At 36.7% G+C, this 7,312-nt stretch carries 5 protein-coding genes, 2 tRNA genes and 1 rRNA gene; 5 read left to right on the top strand and 3 right to left on the bottom strand.

Annotation, left to right across the window (positions count from 1 at the left end):
- From rrf to LB452_RS11185, 5 genes are all read left to right on the top strand, one after another.
- Positions 1 to 76: ribosomal RNA gene (rrf, locus tag LB452_RS13725) — 5S ribosomal RNA — on the top strand; the annotation flags it as partial.
- A gap of 253 nt (positions 77 to 329) precedes the next feature.
- The gene (gene mutS / locus LB452_RS11200) at positions 330 to 2,948 is read left to right on the top strand and encodes a DNA mismatch repair protein MutS (RefSeq protein ID WP_224461822.1); all 2,619 of its coding nucleotides are present in this window, start codon (positions 330 to 332) and stop codon (positions 2,946 to 2,948) included.
- A 73-nt stretch (positions 2,949 to 3,021) separates the two neighbouring features.
- A tRNA-Gly gene (locus tag LB452_RS11195) sits at positions 3,022 to 3,093 on the top strand.
- 6 nt (positions 3,094 to 3,099) lie between these two features.
- Positions 3,100 to 3,187 (top strand) — tRNA-Leu (locus LB452_RS11190).
- Positions 3,188 to 3,230: 43 nt separating this feature from the next.
- On the top strand, positions 3,231 to 3,779 hold the full coding sequence (locus LB452_RS11185) for an RNA methyltransferase (RefSeq protein ID WP_224461821.1): 549 nt from the start codon (positions 3,231 to 3,233) through the stop codon (positions 3,777 to 3,779).
- A gap of 132 nt (positions 3,780 to 3,911) precedes the next feature.
- On the opposite strand, the gene uvrB is transcribed toward LB452_RS11185, so the two are convergent.
- The 3 genes from uvrB to LB452_RS11170 form a co-directional block, all read right to left on the bottom strand.
- Positions 3,912 to 5,921 (bottom strand): excinuclease ABC subunit UvrB, encoded by a 2,010-nt coding sequence (uvrB, locus tag LB452_RS11180; RefSeq protein ID WP_224461820.1) that lies wholly within the window; start codon positions 5,919 to 5,921, stop codon positions 3,912 to 3,914.
- A gap of 190 nt (positions 5,922 to 6,111) precedes the next feature.
- The gene (locus LB452_RS11175) at positions 6,112 to 6,555 is read right to left on the bottom strand and encodes a PrcB protein (RefSeq protein WP_224461819.1); all 444 of its coding nucleotides are present in this window, start codon (positions 6,553 to 6,555) and stop codon (positions 6,112 to 6,114) included.
- 44 nt (positions 6,556 to 6,599) lie between these two features.
- Positions 6,600 to 7,295 carry an SIMPL domain-containing protein gene (locus LB452_RS11170; RefSeq protein ID WP_224461818.1) on the bottom strand — a complete coding sequence of 232 codons (696 nt, stop codon included), beginning with the start codon at positions 7,293 to 7,295 and terminating at the stop codon, positions 6,600 to 6,602.
- Between the last annotated feature and the right edge of the window lie 17 nt (positions 7,296 to 7,312).

The raw sequence follows: 7,312 nt of genomic DNA, 5'->3' as shown, positions 1-7,312 counted from the left end.
CCATTCCGAACAGAGCAGTTAAGCCCGTTAGCGCCGATGGTACTACATACCGTGGAAGAGTAGGTCGCCGCCTTCCTTATTTTAAAACCCTTCATTACAAACGTAATGAAGGGTTTTTTAGTTTATATACTTCTCGAACTTATAGACAATAAGCATCATTCAACCTTTATAAGCAATTGAAGCTTTATATCTCAAGTTGCTTATATATGGGATGTTTTTATCTAATAATGATTTTTGAAATCCTTTAGACGAATGCTTCATTAATTTTAACGAGTTTATTCAAGTAAGCTGGTTTTCTTATTCAATTTAGTATTTTAGCTTAAAAAATTGTGGCCAAATCCAGATCTCCAAAGACAACTCCATTAATGAAACAATACAATACCATTAAGGAGAAATATCCTGATGCGATGTTATTGTTTAGAGTTGGAGATTTCTATGAAACCTTTGGTGAAGATGCCGTAACTGCATCCCGAATCTTGAATATCATTCTTACCAATCGAAATAATGGTGGAGAACGCTCAGAACTTGCCGGGTTCCCTCATCATTCTCTCAATACTTATCTCCCAAAACTTGTCAAAGCTGGCTTAAGAGTAGCTATCTGTGATCAACTTGAAGACCCAAAGCAAACAAAGACTATTGTCAAGCGAGGCGTGACTGAGTTGATCACTCCTGGTGTTTCCTTCAATGACGACGTGTTATCGCGTAATGACAATAATTTTCTATGTTCCATCTTTATAGGCTCAAAGAATAACTTTGGCATTTCCTTTTTAGATGTTTCAACTGGAGAGTTTCTCGTTTCTGAGGGTAACCTAGAAGATGTTGATAAACTGATTCAAAACTTTTCTCCAAGTGAAGTCTTAATTTCGAAAAAGCAAAAGACACTTTTAGCTGAGCAATTAGGAAATCAGTTGCCCTATTTTTATTTGGAAGATTGGGTATATAAATTTGATTTTTCAAATAACTTGATTAATTCTCATTTCAAAACAACTTCGGTCAAAGGTTTTGGAATCCAGGATTATATTGAAGGATTAATTGCTTCAGGAGCAATTCTTCATTATTTGTCAGAAACCAATCATTCACAGCTTCAGCATATCAATAATTTATCTCGAATCCCCAAGGAAGATTATGTCTGGATGGACAAGTTTACCATAAGAAACCTTGAACTTTATCAATCTACATCTTCAGAAGGAGTATCACTTATCGATATTATAGATAAGACAGTTTCAGCAATGGGAAGTAGGCTGTTGAAACGATGGTTAGCTTTTCCCCTTAAAAATCAATTCAAAATCAATCAACGTCTTGAAACTGTTAGTTACCTAAAGTCCAATCCTAATCTTCAAAACGAAATAAGATCTTATCTCAAAGAAATTAATGATTTAGAGCGTCTAGTATCCAAAGTAGCAACTCAAAAAATTAATCCACGTGAAATTTTACAATTAAAGAAATCGCTTGATATCATAGACAGATGTAAAGAAACTTTGTCCAATTCAAATTATGAATCCTTAGTAGCAATTGCAGATCATTTAAACCCTTGTGAAGTTTTAATAAATAAAATTAATTCCTCGATCTCTGATGAGCCTCCGGTCAATATTTTGAAAGGAAATACGATTAAATCTGGATACTCTGATGAGCTAGATGAATACCGAAAGATTGCTTTTTCTGGGCATGATTATCTGAATGAAATGCTCGATTTTGAATCAAAAAGTACCGGAATTCCTAGCCTAAAGATAGGGAGTAACAATGTTTACGGTTATTATTTTGAGGTCAGACATACTCATAAAGATAAAGTTCCAGCTGAGTGGACCAGAAAACAAACCCTGGTAAATGCAGAGCGCTATATCACTGAAGAACTAAAAATCTATGAAGAAAAGATTTTATCTGCAGAGGAAAAGATTTCAACTTTAGAACAAAAGCTTTTTCAGGAACTTGTCATTTGGACCCAGGATTATATTAAAGTCATTCAACAGAATGCATTTCAAATTGCACAGCTAGATTGCCTATCGGGTTTTGCCCAACTGGCTTTAGAGCATAACTATGCAAAACCAAATATAAATGAAGACTACAATCTATCAATAACAGAAGGCAGGCACCCGGTTATTGAAATGCAGCTAAAAGCTGAAGAAGAGTACATTAGCAATGACCTTTTTCTAGGTCAGGAAACCAATCAGATTATTATGATTACTGGTCCTAACATGAGTGGTAAATCCGCGCTATTAAGACAAACTGCACTTATTGTTCTATTAGCTCAGATGGGTAGCTTTGTTCCGGCAACTTCAGCAGAGATAGGTTTAGTAGATAAAATATTTACCAGAGTAGGTGCAAGTGACAATATTTCTATGGGAGAATCTACTTTTATGGTAGAGATGAATGAATCTGCGAGTATTTTGAATAATCTTTCCAGTAGAAGTTTGGTTCTTTTAGACGAAATAGGACGTGGCACCAGTACTTATGACGGGATTTCGATCGCCTGGGCGATAGCAGAATTTCTACATGAACATCCCAGTAAGGCCAAAACCTTATTTGCGACGCATTACCACGAACTCAATGAGATGTCCAAACAATTTGAGCGAATCAAGAATTTCAATGTATCCGTCAAAGAACTCAAAGATAAAGTATTGTTTCAAAGAAAGCTGGTTCCAGGCGGAAGTGAGCATAGTTTTGGAATACATGTCGCTAAAATGGCTGGTATGCCTCAGTATGTGATTCAAAAAGCTAACACTGTTTTAAAAAAATTAGAGTCGTTAAGAGACACCGACGATGATTCTGCATCCATCAGGAAAGCAGTACAACCTGAGCCTCAATTGAGTTTTTATAATATGGATGATCCTCTGCTTGAGCAAATTAAGGATGAAATTTTAAGGCTAGATATTGATACTTTAACTCCGGTAGAAGCTTTGATGAAGCTCAATGAAATCAAACGTTTATTGTCTCCAAAGCCTAAGAAGTAATTTTCTCTATATTTTATCGAAAAGGTTTTGACAAATCAATTAATATATTAAATTTGCACTCGCAATAACCTACGCGAAAGTAGCTCAGGGGTAGAGCATCACCTTGCCAAGGTGAGGGTCGCGGGTTCAAATCCCGTCTTTCGCTCTTTCTGCTCGGATGGTGGAATTGGTAGACACGTTGGACTTAAAATCCAATGACCATTGCGGTCGTGCGGGTTCAAGTCCCGCTCCGAGTACCAAACCCTTTGAGAAATCAAAGGGTTTTTTGTTTTAAAAAATGTTATGCCTAGAAAACTAAAAAATAGCGAACTGATACGAAAGACAGATGTAGAGTTTAAAACTTCAGAAAAAACTCCTCTGATCCTAATCTTGGATAATATCCGAAGTCTCAACAATATCGGTTCTGTGTTTAGAACGGCCGATGCATTCTTGATTAAGAAGATATACCTCTGCGGAATTACTGCATCCCCACCCCATAAAGACATTCAAAAAACAGCTCTCGGTGCGACTCAAACTGTAGATTGGTCTTATGCTGAAAGTACTCTAGAATTGGTTGAAGAACTGAAAGCTGTACATGTTCAAGTGATGTCGATTGAGCAGGCAGAAAATTCTGTTTCTTTGAATGAATTCAAACCCAAAAAGGACACAACTTACGCGTTTGTATTTGGAAATGAGGTGAAAGGAGTGCAACAAAGTGTTGTCGATGCTTCCGATGCAGTCTTGGAAATCCCACAACTTGGAACTAAACACTCTCTGAATATTTCAGTAACCGCTGGAGTTTGTGTTTGGGATTTCATGTGCAAGACAAAATTTTCAATGAGTAAGAAATAAAAATTGTCTAATTATAATTTTAGCGCTAAGTATATAGCAAAGGCAAATTCTTATTTTTTAATAACCAAGTTTTTGATTGTGATCATTTTATTAGGAAACTGAATGTGAAATAAATTGCAGTTCAAATTAAAACTAAGACGCCTTTTCTTTTTCTAACTTATCCTGAAGCATTTTTAATTCATCTCTGAAACGTGCTGCTTCCATAAAGTCAAGGTCTTTTGCTGCTTTCTCCATGGATTTCCTTACCAAGGTCATCCTTTTCTTCAAGTCAGCTTCATTATAATTTTCGGCTGCTTCTTCAGCGGCTTGCAGTGTAGGTGTTTCAACAACTTCATATGGTTTTTCCTTTTTACCACTTAAAGCTGAGTTATGAGCTTTTTTAAGCGCTTGTGGAGTAATGTTGTGTTTGGTGTTGTATTCGATTTGTTTGGATCTTCTGTATTCAGTTTGATCGATGGTTTTTTGCATACTATCAGTAATTTTATCAGCATACAAAATTGCCCTACCTTCTAGGTGTCGTGCAGCTCTACCAATAGTTTGTGTAAGCGTCCGATTACTCCTTAAAAACCCTTCTTTATCCGCATCAAGTATAGCCACTAGAGAAACTTCGGGTAAATCCAGGCCTTCTCTCAATAAATTCACCCCTACAAGAACATCAAAGACGCCTTTTCGTAAATCAGACATGATTTCCACACGCTCCAATGTGTCGATATCACTGTGAATATAACGGGTTCTGATTTTGACTCGTGTTAAGTATTTAGTGAGTTCCTCAGCCATACGTTTAGTCAGAGTAGTCACCAAAATACGTTGATCCTTTTCGACCCGTATGTTGATTTCCTCAATCAAGTCATCAATTTGATTTTGACTAGGACGAACTTCAATTACTGGATCCAACAAACCTGTTGGTCGTATCACTTGCTCCACATAAACCCCATCGCATTTCTGAAGCTCATAATCCGCCGGAGTGGCACTCACATACACGACTTGATTTTGCAAGGCTTCATATTCTTCCAAACGTAAAGGCCGGTTGTCCATGGCCGCGGGCAATCTAAACCCATAATCGACCAGGTTTTCCTTCCTGGAACGATCTCCTCCGTACATGGCGCCTACCTGCGGAATAGTCACGTGACTTTCATCCACAATCATTAAATAATCATCTGGAAAATAATCGAGTAAACAGAAAGGTCTGGTGCCTGGCTGTCTGCCGTCAAGATATCTTGAATAATTCTCAATTCCTGAGCAATAGCCTAGTTCCTTGATCATTTCCAGATCAAAATTGGTGCGCTCTTCAATACGTTTGGCTTCCAAAGGTTTGCCAATCTCTTTAAAGTATTCGATTTGTTTCCCAAGATCAATAGCGATTTGATCAATAGCAGAGTTCAACACATCAGGTGACGTCACGAAAATATTGGCTGGATAGATGTTTAGCTTATCGTATTTGGCCATGATTTCGTTGGTCTCTACATCAAAGGCTTCGATTTCTTCTATGTCATCTCCAAAAAAGTGAATACGGTAAGCATGATCGGCATAGCCTGGAAAAATATCCAAGGTGTCCCCTTTTATTCTGAAATTACCGCGGTTGAACTGCACCTCGGTTCTTGAATATAAACTTTGAACCAAACGCTGAAGTAATTTAGTTCTCGGGATGTGTTGATCCACTTCAACTTGGATCACATTTTTTTGAAATTCAACTGGATTTCCTATACCGTAAAGGCAACTAACTGAAGCCACAACCAACACATCGCGCCGGCCTGAAAGTAAAGAAGATGTTGTGCTTAATCTTAATTTTTCGATCTCATCATTGATGGACAAATCCTTTTCAATATAAGTTCCGCTTGATGGAATAAAAGCTTCAGGTTGGTAATAATCGTAATACGATACAAAATATTCAATAGCATTTTCAGGAAAAAAGGCTTTGAATTCTGAATATAACTGTGCAGCAAGTGTTTTGTTATGCGCCAAAACCAAGGTTGGTTTTTGAACACTTTCCACAACATTAGCCATGGTAAAGGTTTTACCAGATCCCGTTACTCCCAATAAGGTTTGGTAACGATCATTGTTATTGACGCCCTGTACCAGTTTGTCGATAGCTTGTGGCTGGTCTCCTGTAGGTTTAAAGTCTGACTTTAAATTGAATTTCATGTATTTATTTTAGATACTGGTACTCACATTCAGATAGTTCGAATGCGAAGATACCTTGCTTAAGAGTTAATGCAAAGTCAAAGTGTTTCCTTTGGCATTAATTTCACACGTATAGAATTCAGGAGAAAAAATGGCAAGAGGAATTTTTCAATTATATCGCCAACATATCCAGTTTTATTTTTAATGGATTTCAATTTCTAAATTGTATAGTCTTATCGGTCACTGGGTATTTCTTAGCCTGATAAGGAATATAGACTGGGAGCGTTACAAGTCCATCCTCTGGAGAATTGTACTGGATTTTGAAAAAAACTTCGTTTTGAGTTTCGCCATCAAATTGAATATTAACGGAATAACCGCCTGATGTTCTAATTTCATCAGTAGAAATCAGCATTATATGAGTTTCAAAATCAAAGGGATTGTCCTGAAATAAATTTAAAAATTCTGGTTCTTCTGAGAATGTCGATTCAAATTCAGATTGACTACTGATAAGCCAATTTTGTTCGGCTAAGTTTTCATTTTCAGAACTAAATACACCTTCTTTCACTAATTTGAGATCAGAATTAACAAGCATGTCATCTTCATTTGAACATGAGAAAAGAACAAAGCTCACCATAAGTAAAATGAAGTTTTTCATGATTAGTTTATAAATGAGATGGAGGTATCCAGTAAAGGTTGCTTTTACTCTAAAATAAATCTAACCAAGACTTCGCTATTGATTTCAAACTGATCGAACGATAAGTTTGGAGAAGATTCTTCATCCATTGAAGACATTCCTCTTATTTGCATTCCAGAGGCTTTGCCTTGTAAAGCATAGGCAAATGAATTGGTTTCGGATATAAAAATAGCTCTGCCAAGCCTTTGATCAATTGCATTGGTCATTGCTTCCGCACTCTGTTTCGCTTTTGTTACAGCCTTTGCTTTCATTTGCGTCTTAAACTCCTCCATTTTGGAATGATCGGTTTTCCCTAGATTCACATTCGCTATGCCTATGTCTTGCAGACTTTTAATAACATCCCCAAGTGTTGAAGCTTTGTATACGAGTAAATTGTACTGTTTAGTTTTCAAGACTTTTTGACCAGAAAGAAAGTAGGATTTGAAATTACTGCTGGCATCTGCTACAAACAGTTGCTCTTCTAGATCTATAGATAATTTTTTAAGTTCTGAAATCATTTTTTGCTCCAATTCTTCTACACTTGATCTGCCTTTGGTATCCTCTTCAGAAATGGTAATGTCTAAATAAATTCTGTCGGGTGAGACAAGGGTGTCAGCACTAGCTTTGACTTCTATATAAGGCTGATCAATAAAGTTTTTTTGCTGAGATTGTACATTAAGGAATGTAAATAATAAGATGGTGATACTAAATACGAGCTTCATTGGGTTAAGTTTTTATG

It is taken from the genome of Psychroflexus longus, assembly GCF_020164595.1.
In the GTDB taxonomy this organism is placed as follows: Bacteria; Bacteroidota; Bacteroidia; order Flavobacteriales; family Flavobacteriaceae; genus Psychroflexus; species Psychroflexus longus.
This window is presented reverse-complemented; position numbering and strand designations above follow the sequence as displayed.

Excerpts from the sequence above, each read along its gene's own strand:
- LB452_RS11185 (WP_224461821.1), top strand. The coding sequence starts at position 3,231 with ATGCCTAGAAAACTAAAAAATAGCGAACTGATACGAAAGACAGATGTA.
- uvrB (WP_224461820.1), bottom strand. The coding sequence starts at position 5,921 with ATGAAATTCAATTTAAAGTCAGACTTTAAACCTACAGGAGACCAGCCA.
- LB452_RS11175 (WP_224461819.1), bottom strand. The coding sequence starts at position 6,555 with ATGAAAAACTTCATTTTACTTATGGTGAGCTTTGTTCTTTTCTCATGT.
- LB452_RS11170 (WP_224461818.1), bottom strand. The coding sequence starts at position 7,295 with ATGAAGCTCGTATTTAGTATCACCATCTTATTATTTACATTCCTTAAT.